At 68.1% G+C, this 24,496-nt stretch carries 25 protein-coding genes and 1 pseudogene; 16 read left to right on the top strand and 10 right to left on the bottom strand.

All coding sequences use genetic code 11. The features are described from left to right. Positions 1 to 135: 135 nt before the first annotated feature. Together AC07NX_RS14520 and AC07NX_RS14515 are read right to left on the bottom strand one after the other, a co-directional pair. Positions 136 to 221 (bottom strand): annotated as a pseudogene (locus AC07NX_RS14520) (hypothetical protein). A gap of 180 nt (positions 222 to 401) precedes the next feature. Next, on the bottom strand, positions 402 to 533 hold the full coding sequence (locus AC07NX_RS14515) for a hypothetical protein (RefSeq protein WP_494642707.1): 132 nt from the start codon (positions 531 to 533) through the stop codon (positions 402 to 404). Between the two features lie 143 nt (positions 534 to 676). Between AC07NX_RS14515 and AC07NX_RS14510 the strand changes: the two genes are divergently transcribed. After that, positions 677 to 1,453, top strand: coding sequence for a methyltransferase domain-containing protein (locus AC07NX_RS14510; RefSeq protein ID WP_494642705.1), 777 nt, complete (start codon positions 677 to 679; stop codon positions 1,451 to 1,453). Here the strand turns inward: AC07NX_RS14510 and AC07NX_RS14505 are convergent. Then, entirely contained in the window at positions 1,419 to 3,209 is a 1,791-nt protein-coding gene (locus AC07NX_RS14505; protein WP_494642731.1) for a patatin-like phospholipase family protein, read from the bottom strand. The two genes, AC07NX_RS14510 and AC07NX_RS14505, sit on opposite strands and share 35 nt — an antisense overlap. Positions 3,210 to 3,322: 113 nt before the next feature. Here AC07NX_RS14505 and AC07NX_RS14500 point away from each other — a divergent pair, with 113 nt between their 5' ends. The 7 genes from AC07NX_RS14500 (at position 3,323) to AC07NX_RS14470 (ending at position 10,815) form a co-directional block, all read left to right on the top strand. Next, the gene (locus AC07NX_RS14500) at positions 3,323 to 4,930 is read left to right on the top strand and encodes a carboxyl transferase domain-containing protein (protein ID WP_494642703.1); all 1,608 of its coding nucleotides are present in this window, start codon (positions 3,323 to 3,325) and stop codon (positions 4,928 to 4,930) included. 18 nt (positions 4,931 to 4,948) lie between these two features. Beyond that, on the top strand, positions 4,949 to 5,788 hold the full coding sequence (locus AC07NX_RS14495) for an enoyl-CoA hydratase-related protein (protein WP_494642701.1): 840 nt from the start codon (positions 4,949 to 4,951) through the stop codon (positions 5,786 to 5,788). An 18-nt stretch (positions 5,789 to 5,806) separates the two neighbouring features. Then, entirely contained in the window at positions 5,807 to 7,177 is a 1,371-nt protein-coding gene (locus tag AC07NX_RS14490) for a DUF3667 domain-containing protein (RefSeq protein WP_494642699.1), read from the top strand. A gap of 23 nt (positions 7,178 to 7,200) precedes the next feature. Continuing rightward, positions 7,201 to 9,177 (top strand): acetyl/propionyl/methylcrotonyl-CoA carboxylase subunit alpha, encoded by a 1,977-nt coding sequence (locus tag AC07NX_RS14485; RefSeq protein WP_494642698.1) that lies wholly within the window; start codon positions 7,201 to 7,203, stop codon positions 9,175 to 9,177. Positions 9,178 to 9,274: 97 nt separating this feature from the next. Then, on the top strand, positions 9,275 to 9,628 hold the full coding sequence (locus AC07NX_RS14480; protein ID WP_494642696.1) for a hypothetical protein: 354 nt from the start codon (positions 9,275 to 9,277) through the stop codon (positions 9,626 to 9,628). 92 nt (positions 9,629 to 9,720) lie between these two features. Beyond that, entirely contained in the window at positions 9,721 to 10,215 is a 495-nt protein-coding gene (locus tag AC07NX_RS14475) for a hypothetical protein (protein WP_494642694.1), read from the top strand. 198 nt (positions 10,216 to 10,413) lie between these two features. Beyond that, positions 10,414 to 10,815, top strand: a complete 402-nt coding sequence (locus AC07NX_RS14470; RefSeq protein ID WP_494642692.1) for a DUF1489 family protein — start codon at positions 10,414 to 10,416, stop codon at positions 10,813 to 10,815. A gap of 115 nt (positions 10,816 to 10,930) precedes the next feature. Here AC07NX_RS14470 and AC07NX_RS14465 read toward each other — a convergent pair whose 3' ends face one another. After that, a complete protein-coding gene (locus AC07NX_RS14465) occupies positions 10,931 to 11,272 on the bottom strand; it encodes an endonuclease domain-containing protein (RefSeq protein WP_494642690.1) in 342 nt (113 codons plus the stop codon). Between the two features lie 374 nt (positions 11,273 to 11,646). On the opposite strand from AC07NX_RS14465, the gene AC07NX_RS14460 reads away from it, so the two are divergent. Beyond that, positions 11,647 to 12,150, top strand: a complete 504-nt coding sequence (locus AC07NX_RS14460) for an SUKH-3 domain-containing protein (protein ID WP_494642688.1) — start codon at positions 11,647 to 11,649, stop codon at positions 12,148 to 12,150. A 711-nt stretch (positions 12,151 to 12,861) separates the two neighbouring features. Here AC07NX_RS14460 and panC read toward each other — a convergent pair. Next, positions 12,862 to 13,710 carry a pantoate--beta-alanine ligase gene (panC, locus tag AC07NX_RS14455; RefSeq protein WP_494642729.1) on the bottom strand — a complete coding sequence of 283 codons (849 nt, stop codon included), beginning with the start codon at positions 13,708 to 13,710 and terminating at the stop codon, positions 12,862 to 12,864. A gap of 195 nt (positions 13,711 to 13,905) precedes the next feature. Between panC and mipZ the strand changes: the two genes are divergently transcribed. Then, positions 13,906 to 14,742 carry a division plane-positioning ATPase MipZ gene (gene mipZ / locus AC07NX_RS14450; RefSeq protein WP_494642686.1) on the top strand — a complete coding sequence of 279 codons (837 nt, stop codon included), beginning with the start codon at positions 13,906 to 13,908 and terminating at the stop codon, positions 14,740 to 14,742. 29 nt (positions 14,743 to 14,771) lie between these two features. Beyond that, positions 14,772 to 15,197, top strand: coding sequence for a J domain-containing protein (locus tag AC07NX_RS14445; protein ID WP_494642684.1), 426 nt, complete (start codon positions 14,772 to 14,774; stop codon positions 15,195 to 15,197). Positions 15,198 to 15,278: 81 nt separating this feature from the next. On the opposite strand, the gene AC07NX_RS14440 is transcribed toward AC07NX_RS14445, so the two are convergent. Beyond that, positions 15,279 to 16,586: a serine hydrolase gene (locus AC07NX_RS14440; protein WP_494642682.1), complete on the bottom strand. Its 1,308-nt coding sequence runs from the start codon at positions 16,584 to 16,586 to the stop codon at positions 15,279 to 15,281. Positions 16,587 to 16,898: 312 nt separating this feature from the next. Between AC07NX_RS14440 and AC07NX_RS14435 the strand changes: the two genes are divergently transcribed. From AC07NX_RS14435 to AC07NX_RS14420, 4 genes are all read left to right on the top strand, one after another. After that, the gene (locus AC07NX_RS14435; RefSeq protein WP_035078511.1) at positions 16,899 to 17,333 is read left to right on the top strand and encodes a phasin family protein; all 435 of its coding nucleotides are present in this window, start codon (positions 16,899 to 16,901) and stop codon (positions 17,331 to 17,333) included. 123 nt (positions 17,334 to 17,456) lie between these two features. Beyond that, the gene (locus tag AC07NX_RS14430) at positions 17,457 to 17,915 is read left to right on the top strand and encodes a RidA family protein (RefSeq protein ID WP_494642680.1); all 459 of its coding nucleotides are present in this window, start codon (positions 17,457 to 17,459) and stop codon (positions 17,913 to 17,915) included. Further along, entirely contained in the window at positions 17,915 to 18,688 is a 774-nt protein-coding gene (locus AC07NX_RS14425; protein WP_494642678.1) for a glycerophosphodiester phosphodiesterase, read from the top strand. Before AC07NX_RS14430 ends, AC07NX_RS14425 begins: the two co-directional genes overlap by 1 nt. Then, positions 18,685 to 19,845, top strand: coding sequence for a GNAT family N-acetyltransferase (locus AC07NX_RS14420; protein WP_494642676.1), 1,161 nt, complete (start codon positions 18,685 to 18,687; stop codon positions 19,843 to 19,845). The genes AC07NX_RS14425 and AC07NX_RS14420 overlap by 4 nt, the downstream gene beginning before the upstream one ends. Positions 19,846 to 19,858: 13 nt before the next feature. On the opposite strand, the gene AC07NX_RS14415 is transcribed toward AC07NX_RS14420, so the two are convergent. Beyond that, positions 19,859 to 20,428, bottom strand: coding sequence for a DUF4287 domain-containing protein (locus AC07NX_RS14415; RefSeq protein ID WP_494642674.1), 570 nt, complete (start codon positions 20,426 to 20,428; stop codon positions 19,859 to 19,861). Positions 20,429 to 20,550: 122 nt separating this feature from the next. Between AC07NX_RS14415 and AC07NX_RS14410 the strand changes: the two genes are divergently transcribed. Then, the gene (locus AC07NX_RS14410; RefSeq protein WP_494642672.1) at positions 20,551 to 20,982 is read left to right on the top strand and encodes an HIT family protein; all 432 of its coding nucleotides are present in this window, start codon (positions 20,551 to 20,553) and stop codon (positions 20,980 to 20,982) included. Positions 20,983 to 21,065: 83 nt separating this feature from the next. On the opposite strand, the gene AC07NX_RS14405 is transcribed toward AC07NX_RS14410, so the two are convergent. The 3 genes from AC07NX_RS14405 to clpS form a co-directional block, all read right to left on the bottom strand. Beyond that, complete coding sequence (locus tag AC07NX_RS14405) at positions 21,066 to 21,653, bottom strand: hypothetical protein (protein WP_494642670.1); 588 nt, start codon at positions 21,651 to 21,653, stop codon at positions 21,066 to 21,068. Between the two features lie 114 nt (positions 21,654 to 21,767). Continuing rightward, on the bottom strand, positions 21,768 to 24,089 hold the full coding sequence (clpA, locus tag AC07NX_RS14400) for an ATP-dependent Clp protease ATP-binding subunit ClpA (RefSeq protein ID WP_494642668.1): 2,322 nt from the start codon (positions 24,087 to 24,089) through the stop codon (positions 21,768 to 21,770). 11 nt (positions 24,090 to 24,100) lie between these two features. Then, complete coding sequence (gene clpS / locus AC07NX_RS14395) at positions 24,101 to 24,430, bottom strand: ATP-dependent Clp protease adapter ClpS (protein WP_007672483.1); 330 nt, start codon at positions 24,428 to 24,430, stop codon at positions 24,101 to 24,103. Positions 24,431 to 24,496 lie beyond the last annotated feature (66 nt).

Raw genomic sequence — 24,496 nt, 5'->3', positions numbered from 1 at the left:
CGCCGACACCTCCCCTACAGGGGGAGGAGCCCGGTGACGCAGAAAATGTAAGGGCCGCCCCGATCTCTCGGGGCGGCCCTCCATCGTCGTAGCCGCGTCCGCAGCGTGACTTCGAACCTTAGGCGTTCAACGCCTTCAGTTGGAGACCTCGATCTTCAGGCCCCAGGTCACGACTTGCGACCGCGGTTGGAGACAATGAGACACTGGTCACCTCCTTTCAGTTGTTGAACAACACAGGACGAATATGGGCGCCGATCGGCCATCCTGCAAAGGGGGCAATGTCGCGACCGGACGTCGCGGCTCGCGAATGCTTCGTCGGAAGGCGGATGAGGGCGGGCGCGGGCATTCCCGGGTCGCGCAAGGGGGGCAAGCGCGACCCGGGACCGCATCGTCGGATCAGGCTAGAGGGCCCGCGCGATCACGACGATGAGGGTCCAAAGACCAAGGTTCAGGCCCAGCATGCCCAGGCGATACAGGTGCGCGGCCGAAGGCTTGGCGGCGAGGGCGACAGCGGTGGCGGCGGGGCGCTTCACTTTTGTTTCCATCCTGCGGCGCCTTGGAATTCCGCGCCTTGACCAAAGAATAGGCGCTCGGCGCCTTCGCACCCATGCGACATAAGCGACGGATCGGTCCAAATGGAGGGACCGATTGTCGCAGTTCTTTCACGGAGGGCCGGATGCCGGTCTGGGATCCCGACGTCTACCAGCGCTACAAGGCCTATCGCGACCGGCCCGCCCTGGACTTGATGCTGCAGGTTCCGCGCGACCTGGCGCCGCGCGAGATCTGGGACCTGGGCTGCGGGACCGGCGAGCACGCGGCCCTGCTGGCCTCCCGTCACCCGGGCGCGCGGGTCCACGGCCTGGATTCCAGCCCGGAGATGCTGGCGCGGGGCCGGGCGACCCGGGCCGACATCGACTGGGTGCTGGGCGACATCGCCGCCTTCGCGCCGGAGATCCCACCCGACCTGATCTTCACCAACGCCGCCCTGCAGTGGGTGGACGACCACGAGAGGCTGTTTCCACGGCTGATGGGCCTGCTGGCGCCGGGCGGCGTCCTGGCCTGCCAGATCCCCGTGGTGGCGGACGACGGCTGGCGGCGCAGCCTGCGCGAGACGGCCCTGGACGGACCGTGGGCCGCTCGGCTGGCCGATGTCGAGCGCGTGCGCTCCGGCGTCGACCCGCGCCCCTATCACGACTGGCTGTCGCCCTTGAGCCAGGATCTCGACGTCTGGGTGACGACCTATGTCCACGCCCTGGGCGGCGAGGATCCGGTCGTCGACTGGACCTCGGGAACCAGCCTGCGGCCCTATCTGGAGGCCCTGGGCGATCCGGCCGAGCGGGCGGCGTTCCTGGCGGCCTGGCGCGAGCGGCTGGCGGTCGACTACCCGCGTCGCGAGGACGGGGTGACGCTGTTCCCGTTCAGCCGGCTGTTCGTGGTCGCCCGCCGCTACTGATGGGCGCGCCCAGGACGCCCTGGACGGCCAGGTCGGCCAGGCTGGGCCTGCGGCGCAGCTCGGTCACCGGCTTGCCCAGGCTGTCCAGGGCCAGGGCTGCGGCGGCCCGGCCGGCCGCGACGGCGGGCTCGAAGGCCTTCCAGTCGCGGATGTCGATCTCGTTGAGCTTGGGGGTGATCAGCACGTCCGAAGCCTCGCGGCTGGCCGCCAGGTCCCGGCCGGTCGAGACGGTGGCGGCCCGCATCAGCAGGGCGACGATCGGCGGGCCCTTGCGCCATTCGCCCGACCACAGCCAGCGCCACAGGGATGTCGGGCGATCGACGTCGTCGGCGGTGATGCTGCGGCCGCGCGTGACGTCGACGCCGACGATCGGCCCCAGCTGGAAGGCGCGCATGACGTCGGCCGGGAAGTTCTTCATCACGGCCCCGTCGACCAGCACCGAATTACCGTCGGCGACCGGCGGCAGCACCCCGGGCAAGGAGATCGACGCCCGCAAGGCCTCGCGCAGCACGCCCTGCCGGTGCAGGTGGTAGGCGCCCGAGGTCAGGTTCGACGACACGCAGAAGAACGGCAGCCACAGGTCGGCGATCTCGATGTCGTCGAAATGCTCCTCCAGCCGCGCCTTGACCTTCAGGCCCTGGGTCATCGCCACCAGGGGGAAGGCGATGTCGTCCAGCGGGCTGGTGTCGACGAAGGCCTTGCGGATGCGGGTCTCCATCTCGCCGTCGTCCCAGCCCATGGCCAGGCCCGCGGCGACCACCGCGCCCATCGAGGCGCCGCCGACGAAGTCGATCGGCACGCCGCGCTCGCGCAAGGCCTGGATGGCCCCGACATGGGCGTAGGCCCGCGCCCCGCCGCCCGACAGCACCAGCCCCACCGACTGGCCGGTCAGCACCCGCGCCAGGCGCTGCACATCGGCCATGCCGTTCTCGCGCACGTGGAACAGCCGCGCGGCCTGGGTGGCGTTCAGCCATTCGCCCGAGCCCTTGGGGTGGGTGACCTTGGCCGGCTGCAGCAGGATCAGGTCGACCAGGCGCTGGTCCTGCAACGGGCCGGAGGCGTAGGACGGGATGACCGCCGGCGGCCGGCGGTCGCCCAGGCCGACCCGGAACAGCCGGTCCACCTGGCGGCCGACCACGTGCTTCCAGGCGGTCTCCTCGGCCTCGGCGACATACAGCACGAAGTCGTGCTGGCGCTCGACGGTGCTGAACCACTCGGTCGGGGCCAGCAGCGAGGCCGCGCCCTCGACAGTGACGGAGTAGCCCAGGACCGCGATGGCGTGAGCGATGCGCTCGACGATCGGCCGGATCGCCTTGCCGGGCTCGACCGCGATGAAGCCGAAGACCGACGGGTCGCCGATCGAGGCGTGGGCCCCGGCGTTGCGCGCCCGGCGGATCATCAGCCGCGACAGCTCGATCATCACGTCCGGATCGCGCTCGACGGCCTCGAAGAAGGCGGCGCGGGGCAGGGCCAGGACTTCCGAATCGCGCAGGGCCACCAGGTTGGCCGAGTGGGCCGAGCCGGCGATCATCGCCATCTCGCCGGCCGGTTCCCCGGGGCGGATCACGCCCAGGAACTGCGGCTCCTGGCCCTCCTCCCGCCGGAAAGCGCCCAGGCGGCCGGTGCGCAGGAAGTAGAGATAGTCCGCCGCCTCGCCGGGCGCGTAGAGTGTCGCGCCGCCCGGAAGCGAGAACCAGGCGGCGTCGCCTTCGCGGTGTTCTTGCGCGAAGAGCCGGGCGAGGGCCGTGTCGGCCATGAAGTCGGGCAGGGTGACCACGGAGTGGACGCTAACTTGAACCGCGGACCTTGGCCAACGAAGGTCAAAAACTGCGGCTTTCGGTGGGAAACGGAAAAGGCTATGCCTCGATAATGCCGAAGATGAACACGGGTATCGACAAGAACGGCGAGACCTTCGCCAAAAACGCCGCGCACAACCGCGCCCTCGTGGAGGCCCTGCGCGAAAGGGTCGCGCTGGCGGCCCTGGGCGGTCCCGAGAGCGCCCGGACGCGCCATGCGTCTCGGGGCAAGCTGCTGCCGCGCGAGCGGGTCGAGCGCCTGCTGGATCCCGGCTCGCCGTTCCTGGAGATCGGCCAGCTGGCCGCCTGCGACCTCTACAACGGCGAGGCGCCGGGCGCGGGCCTTATCACCGGCATCGGCCGGGTCTCGGGCCGCGAGGTGATGATCGTCGCCAACGACGCCACGGTGAAGGGCGGCGCCTATTTCCCGATGACGGTGAAGAAGCACCTGCGGGCCCAGGAGATCGCCCAGCAGAACCGCCTGCCGTGCGTCTACCTGGTCGACAGCGGCGGGGCCAACCTGCCGCACCAGGCCGAGGTGTTCCCCGACCGCGACCATTTCGGCCGCATCTTCTTCAACCAGGCGCGGATGAGCGCGGCGGGCATCGCCCAGATCGCCTGCGTCATGGGCTCGTGCACGGCCGGCGGCGCCTACGTGCCGGCCATGAGCGACGAGACGGTGATCGTCCGCGACCAGGGCACCATCTTCCTGGCCGGCCCGCCGCTGGTGAAGGCGGCCACCGGCGAGGTGATCAGCGCCGAGGAGTTGGGCGGGGCCGACACCCACGGCCGCCGCTCGGGCGTGGTCGATCACGTGGCCAATGACGACGAGCACGCGCTGGAGATCGTCCGCGCGATCGTCGCCAACCTCAACACCACCAAGCGGGTCGAGACCGAGATCCACGACGCCCGGCCGCCGCTGTTCGATCCGGAGGACCTCTACGGCATCGTCCCCACCGACGTGCGCGCGCCCTATGACGTGCGCGAGGTGATCGCCCGCATCGTCGACGGCAGCCAGTTCGACGAGTTCAAGGCGCTGTACGGGACGACCCTGGTCTGCGGCTTCGCCCGCATCTGGGGCCAGCCGGTGGCCATCCTGGCCAACAACGGCGTGCTGTTCAGCGAGAGCGCCGTGAAGGGCGCGCACTTCATCGAGCTGGCCTGCAAGCGCAAGATCCCGCTGGTGTTCCTGCAAAACATTTCGGGCTTCATGGTCGGCGGCAAGTATGAGGCCGGCGGCATCGCCAAGGACGGCGCCAAGCTGGTCACGGCGGTCGCCTCGGCCGAGGTCCCCAAGTTCACCGTGCTGATCGGCGGCAGCTTCGGGGCCGGCAACTACGGCATGTGCGGCCGCGCCTACAGCCCGCGCTTCCTGTTCACCTGGCCCAACAGCCGCATCAGCGTGATGGGCGGCGAGCAGGCGGCCAGCGTGCTGTCGACCATCAAGCGCGACGGGATGGAGGCCAAGGGCGAGACCTGGGCGGCCGAGGACGAGGAGGCCTTCAAGGCCCCGATCCGCGCCCGCTACGAGGCCGAGGGCGACCCCTACCACGCCACGGCCCGCCTGTGGGACGACGGGATCATCGACCCGGCCCAGACCCGCGACGTGCTGGGCCTGGCGATCAGCGCCAGCCTGAACGCGCCGATCCCCGACACCACCTTCGGCGTCTTCCGGATGTAAGCCGGGAAAGGACAAGCCATGACCAATCCCATCGCCGATCCGATCGTCGAGGTCCCCGACACCGACGCCATGACGCCGCTGGTTCATCTGGACTCGACGCCGAGCGGCGCGGTCACCGTCTGGATCAATCGTCCGGCCAGGAAGAACGCCTTCGACGCGGCGACCATCGCGGCCCTGCACCAGGCCTTCGAGACCCTGCACGGGGCCGAAGGCGTGCGGATCGTCTTCCTGCGCGGGGTGGGTGGGGCGTTCAGCGCCGGGGCCGACCTGGAGTGGATGAAGGCCGCCGCCGACTGGAGCGAGGACGACAACCGCGACGACGCCCTGGGCCTGGCCCAGATGCTCAAGGCCCTGCACGACGTCCCGGCCCTGACCGTGGCCCTGGTCGAGGGGCCAGCGTTCGGCGGCGGGGCGGGGCTGGTCGCGGCCTGCGACCACGCCCTGGCGACGGCCGACGCGAAGTTCGCCTTCTCCGAGGTCAAGCTAGGCCTGACCCCGGCCACCATCAGCCCCTATGTGATCGCCGCCCTGGGGCCGCGCACCGCCAAGCTGCTGTTCGCCACCGGCCGGGTGTTCGACGCCGACCAGGCCTGGAGCTACGGCCTGGTCGACGAGGTGTTCGACGACGCCGAGGGCCTCGTCGCCGCCCAGGACGCCCTGATCGAGGAGGTCGCCGCCTGCGCTCCGGGCGCGATCGGCGACGCCAAGGCCCTGGTCAACGACTTCACCGGCCATAAAATCGACCGCGGCCTGATCGAGGAGACGGCAAGACGCATCGCCCGCCGCCGCGTGTCGGACGAAGGCCAAGAAGGCGTGCGCGCCTTCCTCGAACGCCGTAAACCCGGCTGGACCATCTAGAGTCGAGCAGGGGGCCATATGACGGGCGAAATGGAAGCGGCGGCGGCGGATTCCGTCACCGAGTTCTTCAAGCGGCGCAGGAAGCACGCCTTCGAGGGCGTGGGAAAACCCTGCGCCAACTGCGGGACCGTGCTCGAGGGGCCGTACTGCCATGCCTGCGGCCAGAACGCCGACAATCACAAGCGCTCGATCGGTCATCTGATCTGGGAGGCGATCGAGGGGATGTTCCACCTCGACGGCCGCCTGGCCTCGACCTTGCCGGCCCTGTTCTTCAAGCCGGGCATGCTGAACAAGGACTATATGGAAGGTCGGATCATGCGGCACGTGCCGCCGTTCCGCACCTTCTTGGTGGCCCTGCTGCTGTTCATCTTCGCGGCCGAGCACGCCATCCACTCGGCCCAGCACCACGCCGAGGAAGAGGTCCACAAACGCGCCGAGGCCCTGACCACGCCGCAGGGCCGGGCCGCCGAGGCCGCCCGCCTGCGCGCCGAAGCCGCCACCGACCGCGACGCCGGCCTGAAGGAAGCGGCCGAGGACCGCGACGCGGCCCTGGCCGAGGGGGCCAAGGACCGCGACGAGGCGCTGAAGGACCCCGACGAGGACCGCGCCAAGGTCCAGAAGGACTACCAGGACGCCGCCGCCAAGGCGCCGATCCGCTACCAGGAGGACGTCGCCAAGGCCCAGGCCCGCTACGCCGAGGCCCTCGCCAAGGCCGACCGCCTGCAGAACAACCCGCTGGCGGCCCAGGAAATCCTCCAGGCCGACGAGACCATGCGCCGGAAGGCCGCCGAGCGCATCCGCGGCGCGTCGCTGGATCCGGCCCGGATCGAGGAACAGGCGGCCGCCATGGCCGAGGACGCGGCCGGCGCGACGACGATCGGCGGCGTCGAGATCAAGACGTCCAAGCCCCCGGCGGAAGCGCACGGGGCCAAGCCCGGCGCGACGGCCCACGGCGGTGAGGAACACTGGTTCAAGGCCGGCCTGGCCAAGGCCCTCGAGAACCCCGAATACTACATGGTCGTGATGTTCGGCTGGGGGCACCGGCTGGCGGTGCTGCTGCTGCCGATGCTGGGCCTGAGCCTGACGCTGGTCTACCTGAACAAGCGGCAGTTCTTCGTCTACGACCACCTGATCGTGGCGACCAACCTGCTGTCGTTCGCGTTCCTGACCAATGCGCTGGGGCTGGTGCTGCCCGAGCCGGTGCGAAACTGGTGGTTCCTGCTGCTGATCTTCTGGACGCCCATCAACCTGTTCCAGACCCTGCGCGGGGCCTACGGCTCCAGCATCGCCGGGGCGGTCATCAAGACGCTGATCGTCTGGTGGTCGACCATGGTCTCGTTCGTCCTGCTGCTCGCGGGCCTGATGGTCTTCGCCTTGGCGCAGATCTAGGGCCCAGATCTAGGAATCTCCTGTTGCTCTCCTCCGTCCTCATCGCCAATCGCGGCGAAATCGCCCGCCGGATCATCCGCACCGCCCGTGAGCTGGGCGTGCGGACGATCGCGGTCTATTCCGAGGCGGACGCCGAGGCGCCGTTCGTGATGGAGGCCGACGTCGCCATCCTGATCGGTCCGGCCCCGGCCCGCGAGAGCTACCTGGTTCCGGAGAAGATCCTGGCCGCCGCCCGCCAGACCGGCGCCGAGGCGATCCACCCCGGCTACGGCTTCCTGTCCGAGAACGCCGACTTCGCCCAGGCGGTGATCGACGCCGGCCTGGTCTGGATCGGCCCGCCGCCCTCGGCGATCCGCGCCATGGGCCTGAAGGACGCCGCCAAGAAGGTCATGATCGAGGCCGGCGTGCCGACCACCCCCGGCTATCTGGGCGAGGACCAGACGCCCGAGCGCCTGGCGGCCGAGGCGGGCAAGATCGGCTTCCCCGTGCTGATCAAGGCCGTGGCTGGCGGCGGCGGCAAGGGCATGCGCAAGGTCGATCGCGCGGAGGACTTCGCCGCGATGCTGGCCTCCTGCCGGCGCGAGGCCAGCGCCAGCTTCGGCGACGACCGGGTGCTGCTGGAGAAGTACGTCACGCGCCCGCGCCACATCGAGGTGCAGGTGTTCGGCGACAGCCACGGCGACGTCGTCCACCTGTTCGAGCGCGACTGCTCGCTGCAGCGCCGCCACCAGAAGGTGATCGAGGAGGCCCCGGCCCCCGGCATGGACGAGGCCACGCGCGAGGCGGTCTGCCGCGCGGCGGTCAAGGCCGCCAAGGCCGTGGGCTATGTCGGGGCCGGCACGGTGGAGTTCATCGCCGACGCCTCCGAGGGCCTGCGCGCCGACCGCATCTGGTTCATGGAGATGAACACCCGGCTGCAGGTCGAGCACCCGGTCACCGAGATGGTCACCGGCCAGGACCTGGTCGAGTGGCAGCTTCGCGTCGCCTCGGGCGAGCCCCTGCCGCTGGCCCAGGACGAGATCACGCTGGACGGCTGGGCCATGGAGGCCCGCCTCTACGCCGAGAACCCGGCCACGGGCTTCCTGCCGTCCACAGGGCCGCTGACCCACTTCCGCCTGCCCGAGGGCGACGTGCGGGTCGACAGCGCGGTGGAGGAGGGCGGCGAGGTCACCCCGTTCTACGACCCGATGATCGCGAAGCTGATCGCCCACGGCGTCGACCGCGAGGGCGCCGCCGCCCGCCTGGCCGAGGCCTGCCGCCTGGTCGAGGTGTATCCGGTCAAGACCAACGCCGCCTTCCTGGCCCAGTGCGCCAGCCATCCCGACTTCGTCGATGGCGACGTGGACACCGGATTCATCGAAGCGCGGCTGGACGACCTGATCCGCCGCGAGTTTTCCGACGCTCCGACCCTGGCGGCGATCGGCCAGCGGCTGGAGGCGTTCATGGAGGCCGACCAGCCTCGCGCCGACGCCTGGGCCAGCGCCCCGTCGCGCCTGCTGGGCTTTCGGATGAACGCGCCCCGGGCGGCGATGAACCTGCCGCTCACCGTCGACGGCGAGGCCATGCCGCTGCGTGTGGCCCTGGCCGGGGGAACTTCCTCGGCAAGCCTGGGCGAGGACTGGTCGTGGGACATCACGGTCGAGGACGGCCGGCCGCTGGACGATGTCGACGTGCTGCCCACCACCTACGGCGGCGATCCGCTGTACGTGTTCGAGGGCGGCGACGTCCGCGAGTTCGACTTCACGCCGAAGGTCGGCGCGGCCCACGTGGCGGCCTCGGACGGCGAGATCCTGTCGCCGATGCCGGGCAAGATCGTCTCGGTGGCCGTCGAGGCCGGCCAGGCGGTGGTCAAGGGCCAGACCCTGCTGACCCTGGAGGCCATGAAGATGGAGCACGCCCTGGCCGCGCCGTTCGACGGCGTGGTCGTCGAGCTGTCGGCCGCGGCCGGCGGCCAGGTCAGCGAGGGTGTGGTGCTGGCGAAGCTGTCGGCCGAAGGCTAGGGCGGGGCGGTCAAGAGCGCGGTCTGTCCGTGGCCACGTTTCCGGACCGAGGCGTAGCACGCCAGTCATGCGGGCTAAGCTTGCGTGTGGGCAACTAGTGGTTGATTTTGTTCGGTGGGCGTCAGAAGGTAGCCCCGGCGCCGAGCATCTGAAGCTGCCGCTCCTGGTTTCCAGCGACCAAGCGGCCAGTCTTGCGTTGGTCGGTGGCCACAACAAGACGGGAGGTGTCATGATGTCTAAAAAGATGTCGGTTCTCGCGCTCGCGTTGTTTGCGCCGAGTTTTTCGGTCGCTCAGACGGGAAATTGCTTCGACAATTGCGCATTCTTCTACGCGAGAGAGCAGCAGGGCTGCATGTCGCTGATGTCGGATTCGACCCGCTACAATCAATGCCTGACGACAGCCTATAACAACTACATAGCCTGCGGCGGTAGGTGCGCCCTGGGGGGCTGAGATCAACCGCAAATGCCGACCCAGGCGTGGCGGTCGATGGCGCCGACCGCGTTCCGGCGACATCGGGCCACACCGCGGAAGGGAGAAGGACCATGCCGGGATTTCGCCACGCACTTTGCGGCGTCGCGCTGATGCTGCCCGTCGCCGCCGTCGCCGGCGATGGCGAGGAGCCCTATGTCTCCTGGGGCAAGGAGGGTGTTCCCTTTGAACAGTATCGCGAAGATTCCATCGCTTGCGCGACAAAGGGGGCGGCGCGCGACATGCGCCAGGAGCGGGCCTTCAAGGAGGTAACTCACGGCACGAATTTTCAGGAGAGCGCTCTCGATCGCGGCGACGCCGTCGAATATGTCATGATCTACAGGCGCAACTTCCGAGGCAATGTTCCGAAATTGCAGCAGTTCCTGGTCAACGGGGTGGAAGAATGCCTGATGGAAAAAGGTTACACGCCATTCGCGCTGACGCCGGAGCAGGCAAAGCAATTGCACAACTATAAGAAGGGGTCGCAGGATCGCTTCCATTATCTTCATCAGCTTTCCAGCGATCCAAGGGTCCTGCAGGCCCAGGCGCTGGAAATTTCTCGGAAGTAGGCGTGCATGATGAAATTTGGTTCCAGCGCGCCGCGCCGCAGCCGGTCCGCCGGGGCCCGGCGATTGGCCGCGACATAGGCTTTCAGAGCTCCTCCCAAACAGAACCGTCGCCGCGGAGGGGCCCCACTGGGCGTCCGTAACGGCGGCGCCGGGCGAGCCACATGTTGCCTCGTCCTGAATGCGCGCTATCTAGCGGCCATGCCCCTGCACATCATCAAGCTGGTCGTCGGTTGCGACAACATCGACGAACTGGTCGCCTGGCACGCCGAGGCCGATCGCCCGTGGATCATGCACACGCGGATGACCCCCAAGCGCATCGACGAGGTGCTGGACGGCGGGTCGCTGTACCGGGTGATGAAGGGCCAGATCCTGTGCCGCCAGACGATCCTGAAGATCGACACGGTCGGCGAGGGCCAGGCCTCGCGCTGCGAGGTGACGGTCGACCCGACCATCATTCGCGTCGCCCCCACGCCCCGCCGGCCCTTCCAGGGGTGGCGCTACCTGAAGCACGAGGACGTCCCGCCGGACCTGACCGAAGCCGAGGCCGCCGAGATGCCGGCCGACCTGGCGCGGCAGCTGCGGGAATTGGGGGCTTGGTAGGGAGGTTGGAACGAGATTGGCGGCGGGTCGGCTTCCGACCCTGAGCGGACCTTCAGTATCCCTCTCTCTGAGAGAGAGGGAGGGGCCCGCCGCGCAGCGGTGGGAGGGTGAGAGGTTACACCCTCTCCGATCGAAGCACCGCCAGGATGTCGTCCGCCGCTCCGCCCGGATCGGCCAGGACCCGCTCGTTGCGAACCCCCACGACGATGTATCCGAACAGCTCCAGGATCTGGGTGCGGCGGGCGTCATAGTCCTCGCGGCCGTCATGGGCTGTGCCATCCAGCTCGACGATCACCTTGGCCGCCTCGCAGACGAAATCGGCGAAGTCGCGGTCGATCGCGACCTGCCGCAGGAACCTGAACCCGCCCAGGCGGCGATTGCGCACGAGGGTCCAGAGCGTCTTCTCGGCCAGGGTCTGGTTACGGTGAAGGCGACGGGCGTTGGCGGTCCTGTCCATGGCCCGAGCCTGGCCGCGCCGCTTGGACCGATCAACGACAGGAACCGGGATTTTCCGGCAAGCGGTGAAACCTCTCACCCTCCCACCGCCTTCGGCGGCGGGCCCCTCCCTCTCTCAAAGAGAGAGGGGTCTTGGCGCGAAGCACGGCCCTGATCAGCGGGCGTTTCAAAGGCCCAAAACCACCCCGAACCGAAGTCACGAAGGTTCGCTAGGTGGCGACGCCGCCGAATGTCCAAATGCTGGCCCGACACTCCCGGCGATGAACGACCCGTTGGGGACCGACGCCGCGGCCGCCTGAAAGTCCCTTTGTAGGCACCGCATTGCAGCTAGGCTATGCGGGAAATCGCGCCACGTTTGAATGGATCCCTGGGCCTATGAACGATCTTCCGCCCGACTTGATGATGCTTTTTGCTCGGGCAGGATGGAAGCCCGGCCGATGTGTTGAGATGGCGACTGTCCCGCCGGAGGGGCATCCCGCCGGCCCAATCCTCCAAGCCTTTTCCGGCCTGCAGATCGGGGAGGTGAAAGCAGGTATAGAATGTGCGACGGGAGACATCGCTTTCACTAGCGAGGCCCATAGTCCGTCGGAGACCCAAGAGATCGAAAAGCTCTCGGGCGAGCGTCTCGTTGCGATCGCGCGGACACATCAGGATTATGCCGTCCTCTACATTGGCGACTCCGGCCGTTGCTTCGGGGCGTGCGACTTGATGGAGGCGCCATGGCTGGCTGGAGAGACCTTCGTTGATGCGATACGTTCCATCATCACGGGGCGGTGCGTGAAGCCGATCCTCCTGCCGGGTCAGGAAAGCGCTACTTTCTACGGAGACATCTATAGGGCTGGCGATCCGCGCCTATACGATCTCGGTGGCGGTCGATAGCTGACACACAGGCTGAAACAACTTCCGACCTCCACCCATCGCTGACATCCAAAGCGTCTGTTCGTGAACCTTCCATCCGCGTGGGCGGAGCTCGGGACCGATGGGTTGGCGGGGATTCAGCCGCATCCATCCCCGCGAGCGCCGATAGGAACCTCAATCTTTCCAGCCTCTTGCAGCGAAATCAGCGTCACAAGCGCCGCCGCGTTCAAACCGCCTGCATAATCAACGGGTCTCCATCACGGGGAGGGCTCTTGGTACCGGCCCAAGCAGGCGATGGGGATGGAACCGAGCGGGGCCGCCTGGGCCTGGCGATCGGATCGTGACGGAGGGCGGGGCTCAGAAGGTCCCAAGGTCCGGCGGGGACGGTGGCGGGACGGGCGGGTCGACGGGGCCGGGAGGTTCAAACCGGCCTGTTCCAGGATCAGTCGGAGTCGCCGACGGCCCCTTCCGGGCGACTTTGATCCTGCCCGTCCGAGGGGGAACGTCGATCGGGATGAAACAAGCCCTCAGTCGCCGTCCCTCGAGACAAACGGTTCCGCGGAGCGGTCAGGTCTAGCCGAAACGCACACACTAAACCTCACGGTCATCCGGGCTCGGCCCGGACCGCTCCGCGCCTCCCCATCAGCTCGGCGGCTTTCCGCGTGAGGCGGCCAAGCCGTGTCTTCAGCCAAAGATCGAGGGTGACGCTTGTTCGAGCCGTCTGATGTGGCGCTAACCCACCGCCATGTTGTCGATCAGCCGGGTCCTGCCCAGCCAGGCGGCGACCAGGATCCGGCCCTGGGCGTCGCCGATCGGCCCGGGGCCCAGGCGCGACAGGTCGCCAGCCTCGCGGATGTCGACATAGTCCACCTGGCGGAAGCCGGCGGCGAGGATGGCGGTCTTGGCCGTTTCCTCGGCCTCGTCGATCCGCCCACCGGCCGCCACGGCCTTGGCGGCGGCCTCGATGGCGTTCGGCAGGGCGACGGCGGCGGCGCGCTCTTCGGCGCTGAGATAGGCGTTGCGCGAGGACAAGGCCAGGCCGTCCGCGGCCCGGGCGGTCGGCGCGCCGACGATCTCGACCGGGATGTCCAGGTCCTGGACCACCCGCTTGATGACCTGCAGCTGCTGATAGTCCTTCTCGCCGAAGATCGCGACGTCGGCCTGGGACTGGATCAGCAGCTTGGTGACCACCGTGGCGACCCCGCCGAAGAACTGCGGGCGGGCCGCGCCTTCCAGCGGTTCGGAGACGCCGGTCAGGTTGACCGTGGTCGCGAAGCCGGGGGCGTACATCTCCGACACGTCCGGCGCGAACATCAGGTCGCAGCCGACCCCGGCCAGCAGGTCCGCGTCGCGGGCCTCGCCGCGCGGATAGGAGTCGAAGTCCTCGTGCGGGGCGAACTGCTTGGGATTGACGAACACGCTGGCCACGGTGCGCCGGGCCTTCGTCTGGCCCAGCGTGATCAGCGACAGGTGGCCCTCGTGCAGGGCGCCCATGGTCGGGATCAGCGCCACGCGCTCGCCGGCGGCCTTCCAGGCGGCGACCTGGGCGCGCAGGTCGGCGACGGTGCGGACGATTTTCAGCGTCGATTTCGCCACGGCGAACTCCTGCCTCGAACAGGCGTTGGCTTATGACGGACGTGCGTGCGGACGTCCACCTGCGACAATGGGTCCACAGGGAAGGGGGCCGGGATTGACGTCGCGCCCTCTCAGGGCGTCTCCTGCGTGTTAATCTTTCATTGAGAGTCGCCGAGTCGGGCGAAAAGAAGGAAAGAAGGCATGGCCGAAACGCGTGTCATCGTCGTCGGCAACGAGAAGGGCGGGGCGGGCAAGTCCACCATCGCCGTCCATCTCGCCACCGCGCTGCTCTATGGCGGCGCCAAGGTGGCGCTGCTGGATCTCGACCTGCGCCAATGCACCTCGATGCGGTTCTTCGAGAACCGCAAGGCCTGGGTCGCCGGCAACGGCGTGACCCTGCCCGAGCCGCTGCCGTTCCGGCTCAGCGACGACGACATCAAGCTGGCCGCCGCGCCGGAGGAAGAGCAGGTCGCCAAGTTCGAGGCCGCCTTCGTCGCCGCGCGCGAGGCCGCCCACTTCGTGCTGATCGACACCCCCGGCGGCGACACGGCCATCTCGCGCATGGCGCACGGCCTGGCCGACCTGATCGTCACCCCGATGAACGACAGCTTCGTCGACTTCGACATGCTGGGTCACGTCGACCCGGTGACCATGGAGCTGCAGAAGCCCAGCCTCTATTCCCTGACCGTCTGGGAGGCCCGCAAGGCCCGCGCCCTGTCGGGCCAGCGCCAGGCCCTGGACTGGGTGGTGCTGCGCAACCGCCTGGCCACCACCGAGGCCCGCAACCGCAAGCGTGTCGAGGACCGCCTGACGGCCCTGTCCAAGCGGGTCGGCTTCCGCATGGGCCCCGGCCTGCGCGACCGGGTGATCTATCGCGAGCTGTTCCCGTTCGGCCTGACCATCGCCGACCTGTCGCCCCAGGTGCGTCCGGTGCCGGTCTCGCTGCAGCACCTGGCCGCGCGCCAGGAGCTGCGGGCCCTGATGCACGCCCTTGGCCTTTCGGCCTATTCCGGGGAAACTCTGCTCGCCGCCCAATAGTGCGGGTCGGCGTCGGGGACTGACGGTCCATGTTTTATCTGCTGCTGGGCGGGGCGATCCTGCTGTTCGTCCTGTCGGGCCGCGCCACGCGCGTGCTGAAGGGCGACGGCTGGCGGATCGGCGCGGGGATAACCGCGCTGCTGGCCTTCGCGGGCGGGGCCTATGCCGGCCTGCGCAGCGAGTGGCCGGTCTGCATCGTGCTGCTGGTCATCGGCGCCTGGAGCGCCACGACGGCTCGCCAGCGTCCGGTGGTCTCCAAGGCGCGGCGGACCGAGGGCGGGCCCAGCCTCGCCGAGGCGCGGGCGATCCTCGGCGTCGGGCCCGAGGCGTCCAAAACCGAGATCCAGGCGGCCTATTCCCGTCTGATCCGCATGGCCCATCCCGACAAGGGCGGCACCGCCGGCCTGGCCGCCCAGCTCAACGCCGCGCGGGACCGGCTTCTGAACGGCAAGTAGATCGCCCGAGGCCAGGTCCCTGCTGTCTCAAATCCGTTCATCCCGACGAAAGTGGGGATGAACGAAGGGCGGGGAAGCGCCCTAGTTCGGGGAGAGGACCATGCAGGGCTGGCGCTTGGCGCTGATCGCCCGGCAGGCGCCGCGGGCCGCGTCGGCGGTCAGGCCCTGGAACTGGGCGCGGAAGGTGCTGCCGGCCGCCCCTTCGACCGCGCCCTCGGCGTCGGCCACGAACTTGGAGAAGCGCGAACGGACCAGCATCAGCTGTTCGTTGGCCAGGCTCTTGGACTTGAACGCCCCGACCTGCACGCCCCACGCGCCCTTGGCCTTCTTCGGCGCGGGCTTGGCCTGGGCGGCCTTGAGGGTCGGCGAGACCTTCATCGGGGACGGGGGCTTGGGGTTGTCGGTCAGCACGATCTTCAGGCCGGCCTGGTCGCCGTCGCCTTCCTCGGTGGAGGGGCGCATGATCGGGCCGGTCGGATCGTCTTCGTACAGGTTGGCGGCGATGGTCGTGCGCTCGCCGTGCGAGCGGCGCTTGAGCACGTCGAAGCCCGTGGTCAGCAGGTCTTCCATGTTGTTGTCGCGCCAGGCGGTGGACGAGCCGCCCAGCACCACGGCGATCAGGCGGCGGCCGTCGCGCACGGCCGAGCCGGCGAGGTTGTAGCCCGAGGCGTTGGTGTAGCCGGTCTTCAGGCCGTCGAAGCCGGGCATGTTGGTCAGCAGGCGATTGTGGCCGGCGATGTAGCGGCCGCGGAATTCGAAGCCCTTGATGCTGAAATAGGAATAGTACTGCGGGAAGTCGCGCATGGTGGCGCGCGACAGGATGGCCAGGTCGCGGGCGGTCGAGATCTGGCGGCTGTCGGGCAGGCCCGAGGCGTTGACGAAACGGCTGTTGCGCATGCCCAGCTCCTGGCCGCGCAGGGTCATCAGGGCGGCGAACCGGGACTCGCTGCCGCCGAGTCGCTCGGCCATGGCCACGGCGATGTCGTTGGCCGACTTCACGGTCATGGCGCGGATGGCCTCGTCGACGCTGACGCTGTCGCCGACCGCCAGGCCCAGCTTGGTCGGCGCCTGGGCGGCGGCGCGGGGGGTGATCGGCACGCGGTCGGTCAGCTTCAGCCGGCCTTCGCTGAGCGCCTCGAAGGTGAGGTACAGCGTCATGACCTTGGTGACCGAGGCCGGATAGCGCGGGCTGTCGGCCCTTTTGTCGTAGAGCATTTCGCCGGAATTGGCGTCGATCACGATCGCCGCGTATTTGGGCTCGGCGCTGTTCATCTGCAGATACGGGATCTGCGCGGAAGCGGCGACCGGAGCCGCCAGGCCGCACAGCATGGCGCCGGCGACACCAAGGGCGGCGAAAACGGAACGGGCGGAGGTAAGCTTGGCGAACATGGGAAATGCGTCCGTCATCTGAACTGAGCGGTTCCGCACCGCCACACGCGTGACATTAGCATGCGCGTCGTGGCCTTTCGCTAAGGTAAACAAGTGGTGAGCGATTTCGCCGCAGAGATGGATATTTTCAAGGCGTTGCGGCGAAGCTTCTGTCTCGCCCTCAGGGCGAGTGAATGTGTCCATCGGTTTATGGTGCGCTGCACAATTTCCTTGACTGCTGCGGTGCAACATGAGACACCGGTGTTGTCCCAACGCATGGCTGGACGCCGCTTCTCCACCGTCATGCCCCGCCCCCTGCCAGGAGTCTCCCCCATGGCCGCCGCTGAAACCCTGAAGAACACCGTCGAACAGTTCAGCACCGCCTCGAACCAAGCGTTCAAGGACGGCGTCGAGAAGTCTCTGGCCGCTCTGGCCGAGGCCAACACCCATTCGAAGAAGAACCTCGAAGCCGTGGTCGCCTCGGTGACCGCCGCCACCAAGGGCGCCGAAGCTCTGGGCGCCCAGACCTTCGCCTATTCGAAGAAGGCCGCCGAGGACCAGGTCGCCGCCGCCAAGTCGCTGGCCGGCGCCAAGAGCGTCCAGGAAGCCGTCGAGCTGCAGACCGCCTGGGCCAAGTCGGCCCTGGAAGCCTACATCGCCCAGGTCAGCAAGGCCTCGGAGATCGTCTCGGCCTCGATCAAGGACTCGGTGAAGCCGCTGAACGAGCGCGTCACCGCTACCGTCGAGAAGCTGCAAGCCGCCCGCTAAGGCGACCGGCTCGCTTCGAGCCAAATAACAGTTCGAAGGCCCGAGCCGGCAACGGCTCGGGCCTTTTTTCTTGTCCTGTCATCCCGCCGCGCTAAGCATGCGTCCAAGTCATGGGAGTATGTGATGTCGAAGGTCGAGCAGCGTCTGGCGGAACTGGGAATCGTGCTGCCGCAACCGGTCGCGCCGGTCGCCAACTACGTGCCCTTCGTCCAGGTGGGGAACCTGGTTCACATCTCCGGCCAGATCTCGCTCGACGCCAACGGCGGCCTGAAGGGCACGGTCGGGACCGAGGTCGACCTGGAGACCGCCCAGCAGGGCGCGCGCCTGTGCGGGATCAACCTGCTGGCCCAGATGAAGGCCGCCCTCGGCGACCTCGACCGCGTCAAGCGGGTGGTCAAGCTGGGCGGCTTCGTCCAGGTCAGCCAGGACTTCGTCGACATCCCCAAGGTGATCAACGGCTGCTCGGACCTGATGGTCGAGGTGTTCGGCGACGCCGGCCGCCATGCGCGCTCGGCGGTGGGCGTCTACAAGCTGCCGCTGGGCTTCTCGGTCGAGGTCGACGCCGTGGTCGAGGTGGCCTGATGCGCGCGCGGCCCCGGCCCACGACCGAAGCGTTCGGCGAGGCGTGGGAGCGCCTGTTCGAGCCGGCGGTGGCCCATCGGGGCCTGTGGTCGCCGAACGGCGCGCCCGAGAACTCCCTGGCCGCGTTCCAGGCCGCCTGCGCCCACGGCTATGCGATCGAGCTGGACGTGCAACTGACCGCCGACAACCACGTGGTGGTCTTCCATGACGACCATCTGGAGCGCCTGACGGGCGCGCCGGGCCGGTTGCGTGACCACACCGCCGCCGATCTTGGCCGGTTGAACCTGTCGGGCTCGGACGAGACCATCCCGACCCTGGCCGACGCCCTGACCCTGATCGGCCACCGGGCCATGGTCTATATCGAGCTGAAGACTCCGTTCGGCGAGGTCGGCGAACTGGAAAAGCAGGTCAGCGAAATCCTGCTGGACCATAACGGCCCGACCGCGGTGATCGGCTTCAATCCCTATTCCCACGCCTGGTTCGCCGAGCACCAGCCGCAGATCCTGCGCGGCCTGGACAGCTACGGCTGGGCCGACGAAAACGCCCGCAAGCTGGCGCCGGAGCTGCGCAAGTCCCTGGCCAACCTCGAGCAGGTCGAGATCGCCCGGCCGGACTTCCTGGCCCTGGGCCTGGACATGCTGCCCAGCGCCCGCGCCGACGCCCTGCGCGCCAAGGGCATGCCGGTCATCGCCTGGACCGTGCGTTCGGCCGAGCAGTGGGACAGCGTCCGCGGCCATTGCGACAACCTGATCTTCGAGGGTTTCGCCGCGTGACAGCCGTCAAGGCGGAGGTGCGCGTCCACCGGCGCATCGCCGAGATCGGCCGCGACGCCTGGGACGCCTGCGCCGCCCCGCACGGCGATCCGTTCGTCAGCTTCGACTTCCTCGACGCCCTGGAAGAGAGCGGTTGCGCGGTGGAACGCACCGGCTGGGCGCCGCACCACCTGTCCGTCCAGGACGAGGCCGGCCGGGTGGCGGCGGTCATGCCGCTGTACCTGAAGTCCCACAGCCAGGGCGAATATGTCTTCGACCACAGCTGGGCCGACGCCTACGAGCGGGCCGGTGGACGCTACTATCCCAAGCTCCAGTGCTCGGCGCCGTTCTCGCCGGTGACCGGGCCGCGACTGATCGTGCGGCCCGACGTCGATGTCGATGAGGGCCGATCGGCGCTGCTGGGCGGGGCCCTGACCCTCTGCGATCGCCTGGACGCCTCGTCGCTGCATGTGACCTTCCCGACGGCCGGTGAATGGGCGTGGCTGGGCCAGCGCGGCATGCTGCGCCGCCAGGACCAGCAGTACCACTGGTTCAACAACGGCTACGCCGACTTCGACGACTTCCTGGCCGCCCTGTCGTCCAACCGCCGCAAGACCATCCGTCGAGAGCGGCGCGACGCCCAGGCGGGCCTCGAGATCGTGGCCCTGACCGGCGACCAGCTGACCGAGGACCACTGGGACGCCTTTTTCGGCTTCTACATGGACACCGGTGGTCGCAAGTGGGGGCGGCCCTATCTGAACCGGGCCTTCTACTCGCTGCTGGGCCAGCGGATGGCCGACAAGGTGCTGCTGATCCTGGCGCGGCGGCCGGGCGGCCCCTGGATCGCCGGGGCGCTGAACCTGATCGGCGACGACTGCCTCTACGGCCGCCACTGGGGCTGCACCGAGGACGTGCCGTTCCTGCATTTCGAGCTCTGCTACTATCAGGCCATCGAGCACGGCATCCGCCTGGGCCTGCCGCGCGTCGAGGCCGGCGCCCAGGGACAGCACAAGATCGCGCGTGGCTACCTGCCCAGCCCCGTCTATTCGGCCCACTGGATCGCCGATCCGGCCCTGCGCGAGCCGGTGGCGCGCTATCTGGAGCGTGAACGCGAGGCGGTCGACGCCGAAATGGCGGTGCTGACGGAGGAGTTCTCGCCGTTCCGCCGCGACGGCTGAGGCGCGCGGCGTCTCAGGATCGCTCCCAGGACGCCTTCAGCAGCGCGCGGACCTCGTCGTCCACGTCGGCCGGCGAGGCCAGCGGCAGCTTGGCCTTCAGGCGCTCGGACCAGCTTTCGGTCTTCGGTTCCAGCAGGCGAGGGGAGGCGTCCGGCGTCACGGCCAGGCCCAGCACCGCCGACCCGCCCTTGACCGGCTTGGCGGCGGCGAACTGGAACTCGCGCGACCAGGCGGTGAACCCCTTGCGCTGGCCGGTGACCAGGCCGTCCAGGCCAGCTACCGCCGTCTCCAGCGCCTGCAGGATCGCCAGCGCGGCGGGATCGGTCCAGAGGGCGGCGCGGGTCTCGTCGGGATTATCCCACGCCCGCTCGGACGGGAAGGCGACGGACAGCACATAGCTGGCCCGGTTCTGGCCCAGGCCGTGATGTTCCTTGAGCCAGCCAAGCTGGGCGCGAGGCCGGGTCTCGGGGCAGGTCCGGACGATCGCCACCCAGTCCTCCAGGCTCTTGCCGGTGTCGCGCGCCAGGCCTTCGCGCACCGAGGCGAACCACTTCCGCTGGCGTTCGGTCAGGTGTTCGGTCATGGGCGCAGTCCTCCGAAATGGTCGACCCGCTCGGCCGGCGTGTCCCGCGATGTCGGACCGATGGTCATTTGCGGGCCCCTCCCGGTTTGCTAGGTACGGGGCCGATCACGCCGGAGACGATCATGAGCCTTCACGGAAGCTACGACGCCGACAACATCTTCGCCAAGATCATCCGCGGCGAGGTTCCGGCCGTGAAGGTGTTCGAGGACGACCAGGTCCTGGCCTTCATGGACGTCTTCCCGCAGTCGCGCGGCCATGTGCTGGTGATCTCCAAGACCAGCCAGGCCCGCAACCTGCTGGAGGCCGAGACCAAGACCCTGGGTCGGCTGATCGGGGCCGTGCAGAAGGTGACCCAGGCGGTGACCACGGCTCTCAAGCCCGACGGCGTGGTGGTGACCCAGTTCAACGGCGCACCGGCCGGCCAGACGATCTTCCACCTGCACTTCCACGTCATCCCCCGCTACGAGGGCGAGGCGCTGGGGCGGCACGGCGAGGGCATGGCCGACGTCGAGGACCTGAAGCTGCTGGCCGAGAAGATCGCGGGGGCGCTCTGAAGCGTTCCGGCGCCAATGGCTGGAGCCTGTTGGGCGAAGGCAGCGGGTGGTTTCGCGCCTGAAACGCGCCCTAACCCTTGGCCCTAGGACCCCAGCTTGAGGATCGCGGTGGCCAGGCCGACGATCGCCGTCATGCCGCCCATCAAGGCGAAGCTCTGAAGGCGAAGCTTGTCGTTCAACTCGGCCAGGATCTGGTTCTTGGTGATGGCCAGGTCCGCCTTCAGGGCCTGGATGTCGATCTTGGTCGAATGAGCCAGGTCGGCGAGTTCGGCCTTGGTCGCCATGTTGGCGATATCAGCCTTGGTCGCCATGTCCGCGATGTCGGCCTTTCGCACCATGTCGACGATGTCGGCCTGTCGCACCATGTCCGCGATGTCGGCCTTTCTCACCATGTCCGCGATGTCGGCCTTTCTCACCATGTCCGCGATGTCGGCCTTTCGCACCATATCGACGATGTCAGCCTTTCTCACCATGTCGACGATATCGGCCTTGGTCGCCAGGCCGCCGATATCGGCCTTGGTCGCGGTGTCGGTCTTTGTCGCCAAGCCGCTGATGTCCGGAAAGTGCGCGGCGGACTGAACCAGCTCGACGATGGCGTCAGCCGCGCGCTCTTCCACGCCCGCGTCGCGAAGGCGTTTGGAGGCGCTGAGCGTGTCAAAGGCCAGGTTCATGAACTCAAGCTATCCGCGTGTTCCTGTTTTGTCCAGCCGTCATTCGCGAGCTTGAACAGCAAAAAGGCCCGGATCGCTCCGGGCCTTTCGCTGTCGCGTCCTAGCCGGCCGACCCTACTCGGTGAGCGCCGGCTCGGCTTCGTCTTCCTTGGCCGCCTTGCCTGGCTTTTCCGGGTTCGACTCGATCTCGAAGGCGATCTTGCCGTTCTCCAGGACCACCTTGACGTGGCCGCCGCGGACCAGGCGACCGAACAGGATGTCGTCGGCCAGCGGCTTCTTGATGTGCTCCTGGATGACCCGCGCCAGGGGGCGGGCGCCGTAGAGCTCGTCGAAGCCGTTCTTGGCCAGCCAGTCGGCCGCGTCGTCGCTCAGCGCCACCGTCACGTTCCGGTCGGCCAGCTGGGCCTCCATCTGCATGACGAACTTCTGCACGACCTGGCGGATGATCTCCGGCGTCAGCGGCTTGAAGGCCACCACCGCGTCGAGGCGGTTGCGGAACTCGGGCGTGAACAGGCGCTTGAGCGCGGCCTCTTCCTCGCCCTGCACCTTGTCGCGGCCGAAGCCGATCGCCTGGCGCTGGGCGTCCGAGGCCCCGGCGTTGGTGGTCATGATCAGGATGACGTTCCTGAAGTCGACCTTCTTGCCGTTGCTGTCGGTCAGCACCCCGTGGTCCATGACCTGGAGCAGGATGTTGTAGACGTCCGAGTGGGCCTTTTCGATCTCGTCCAGCAGCACCACGGCGTGCGGGTGCTGGTCGACGGCGTCGGTCAGCTGGCCGCCCTGATCGTAGCCGACATAGCCGGGGGGAGCCCCGATCAGGCGGCTGACGGTGTGGCGCTCCATGTACTCCGACATGTCGAAGCGGATCATCTCGATCCCGAGCGTCGAGGCCAGCTGCTTGGCGGCTTCGGTCTTGCCGACGCCGGTCGGGCCGCTGAACAGGTAGCTGCCGATCGGCTTGTCCGGGTCGCGTAGGCCGGCCCGGGCCAGCTTCATGGCCGAGGACAGCTGTAGCAGCGCCTCGTCCTGGCCGAACACGGCGCGCTTCAGGTCCGCTTCCAGTTCGCGCAGGGACTCGGTGTCGGACTTGGAGACCGACTTGGGCGGGATGCGGGCGATCTTGGCCACGACGGCCTCGATCTCCTTGACGCCCAGGACCTTCTTGCGGCGGCCTTCCGGCAGCAGCATCTGGCCGGCGCCGGCCTCGTCGATCACGTCGATCGCCTTGTCGGGCAGCTTGCGGTCGGTGATGTACTTGGCCGACAGCTCGACCGCCACCTTCAGGGCGTCGTTGGTGTACTTCAGCTTGTGGAAGTCTTCGTAGTAGGTCTTCAGCCCCTTGAGGATCTTGATGGTGTCTTCCACCGTCGGCTCGTTGACGTCGATCTTCTGGAAGCGCCGGACCAGGGCCCGATCCTTCTCGAAGTGCTGGCGGAACTCCTTGTAGGTGGTCGAGCCCATGCACCGCAGGGTGCCCGAGGCCAGGGCCGGCTTGAGCAGGTTGGAGGCGTCCATCGCCCCGCCCGAGGTGGCGCCAGCGCCGATCACCGTGTGGATCTCGTCGATGAACAGCACCGCGTTGGGGTGGTTCTCCAGTTCCTTGACCACCTGCTTGACGCGTTCCTCGAAGTCGCCGCGATAGCGGGTGCCGGCCAGCAGCGCGCCCATGTCGAGCGAGTAGATGGTGGCTTCCGCCAGGACTTCGGGGACCTGGTGGGTGATGATCTTGCGGGCCAGGCCCTCGGCGATGGCGGTCTTGCCGACGCCGGGTTCGCCGACCAGCAGCGGGTTGTTCTTGGTCCGGCGGCACAGGATCTGGATCGCGCGTTCCACTTCGTTCGCGCGGCCGATCAGCGGGTCGACCTTGCCCTGGCGGGCCTTTTCGTTGAGGTCGACGCAGTAGGCTTCGAGGGCCTCGCCGCCGGTCTTGGCGTTGGGCTTCTCGACGTCTTCCTCGACCGTCGCGCCCTTGGCCGCCTTGGGCTCGGACGCACCGGCCTTCTTGGCGATGCCGTGGGCGATGAAGTTGACCGCGTCGTAGCGGGTCATGTCCTGCTCTTGCAGGAAGTAGGCGGCGTGGCTCTCGCGCTCGGAGAAGATCGCCACCAGCACGTTGGCGCCGGTCACTTCTTCGCGACCGGACGATTGGACGTGGATCACCGCGCGCTGGATCACGCGCTGGAAGCCCGCCGTGGGCTTGGCGTCGTCTTCGTCGTCGACGACCAGTGAGGCCAGTTCGACGTCGAGATAGTTCACGAGGCTCTTCTTCAGAGCGTTGAGGTCGACATCGCAGGCGCGCATGACGCCGGCCGCGTCGTCGTCGTCAGTGAGCGACAGCAGCAGATGTTCGAGCGTGGCGTATTCGTGCTTGCGCTGGTTGGCGTAAGCCACGGCGCGATGCAGGGATTCTTCAAGTGGGCGCGAAAAAGAGGGCAAGGGGAGGCTCCTCAATCCTTTTCCATGGTGCACTGCAGGGGGTGCTGATGCCTGCGCGCCGAGTCGATCACTTGCGCGACCTTGGTCTCGGCAACTTCGTAGGTGAAAACGCCGCAAACGCCGACGCCATGCTGATGAACGTGCAGCATGATCCGGGTCGCATCTTCGCGCGACTTGTTGAAGAAACGTTCAAGTACGTAAACGACGAACTCCATCGGAGTGTAGTCGTCGTTCAAGATCAGTACGCGATACAACGAAGGCTTCTGTGTCTTCGGTTTCACTTCCGTGATCACCGAAGAGCCCGCGCCGTTGTTTTGTCCGCCTTGCTTTCGCTCGGCCATTGACCGCTTTCTCCCGGCGGGCCGAACCACCCGCCTTACATAGGATTAGATATGGAAACGCGGCAG

It is taken from the genome of Caulobacter sp. GW821-FHT09A05 (genome assembly GCF_059418465.1).
Note: the sequence above shows the minus strand (reverse complement) of the source record. Positions and strands in the feature narration are given on the sequence as shown.

Excerpts from the sequence above, each read along its gene's own strand:
- AC07NX_RS14500 (WP_494642703.1), top strand. The coding sequence starts at position 3,323 with ATGCCGAAGATGAACACGGGTATCGACAAGAACGGCGAGACCTTCGCC.
- AC07NX_RS14405 (WP_494642670.1), bottom strand. The coding sequence starts at position 21,653 with ATGAACCTGGCCTTTGACACGCTCAGCGCCTCCAAACGCCTTCGCGAC.
- AC07NX_RS14505 (WP_494642731.1), bottom strand. The coding sequence starts at position 3,209 with ATGGCCGACACGGCCCTCGCCCGGCTCTTCGCGCAAGAACACCGCGAA.
- mipZ (WP_494642686.1), top strand. The coding sequence starts at position 13,906 with ATGGCCGAAACGCGTGTCATCGTCGTCGGCAACGAGAAGGGCGGGGCG.
- AC07NX_RS14460 (WP_494642688.1), top strand. The coding sequence starts at position 11,647 with ATGAACGATCTTCCGCCCGACTTGATGATGCTTTTTGCTCGGGCAGGA.
- AC07NX_RS14415 (WP_494642674.1), bottom strand. The coding sequence starts at position 20,428 with ATGACCGAACACCTGACCGAACGCCAGCGGAAGTGGTTCGCCTCGGTG.
- AC07NX_RS14510 (WP_494642705.1), top strand. The coding sequence starts at position 677 with ATGCCGGTCTGGGATCCCGACGTCTACCAGCGCTACAAGGCCTATCGC.
- AC07NX_RS14410 (WP_494642672.1), top strand. The coding sequence starts at position 20,551 with ATGAGCCTTCACGGAAGCTACGACGCCGACAACATCTTCGCCAAGATC.
- AC07NX_RS14430 (WP_494642680.1), top strand. The coding sequence starts at position 17,457 with ATGTCGAAGGTCGAGCAGCGTCTGGCGGAACTGGGAATCGTGCTGCCG.
- AC07NX_RS14445 (WP_494642684.1), top strand. The coding sequence starts at position 14,772 with ATGTTTTATCTGCTGCTGGGCGGGGCGATCCTGCTGTTCGTCCTGTCG.
- AC07NX_RS14470 (WP_494642692.1), top strand. The coding sequence starts at position 10,414 with ATGCCCCTGCACATCATCAAGCTGGTCGTCGGTTGCGACAACATCGAC.
- AC07NX_RS14475 (WP_494642694.1), top strand. The coding sequence starts at position 9,721 with ATGCCGGGATTTCGCCACGCACTTTGCGGCGTCGCGCTGATGCTGCCC.
- AC07NX_RS14490 (WP_494642699.1), top strand. The coding sequence starts at position 5,807 with ATGACGGGCGAAATGGAAGCGGCGGCGGCGGATTCCGTCACCGAGTTC.
- AC07NX_RS14465 (WP_494642690.1), bottom strand. The coding sequence starts at position 11,272 with ATGGACAGGACCGCCAACGCCCGTCGCCTTCACCGTAACCAGACCCTG.
- AC07NX_RS14495 (WP_494642701.1), top strand. The coding sequence starts at position 4,949 with ATGACCAATCCCATCGCCGATCCGATCGTCGAGGTCCCCGACACCGAC.
- AC07NX_RS14435 (WP_035078511.1), top strand. The coding sequence starts at position 16,899 with ATGGCCGCCGCTGAAACCCTGAAGAACACCGTCGAACAGTTCAGCACC.
- AC07NX_RS14425 (WP_494642678.1), top strand. The coding sequence starts at position 17,915 with ATGCGCGCGCGGCCCCGGCCCACGACCGAAGCGTTCGGCGAGGCGTGG.
- clpS (WP_007672483.1), bottom strand. The coding sequence starts at position 24,430 with ATGGCCGAGCGAAAGCAAGGCGGACAAAACAACGGCGCGGGCTCTTCG.
- AC07NX_RS14440 (WP_494642682.1), bottom strand. The coding sequence starts at position 16,586 with ATGTTCGCCAAGCTTACCTCCGCCCGTTCCGTTTTCGCCGCCCTTGGT.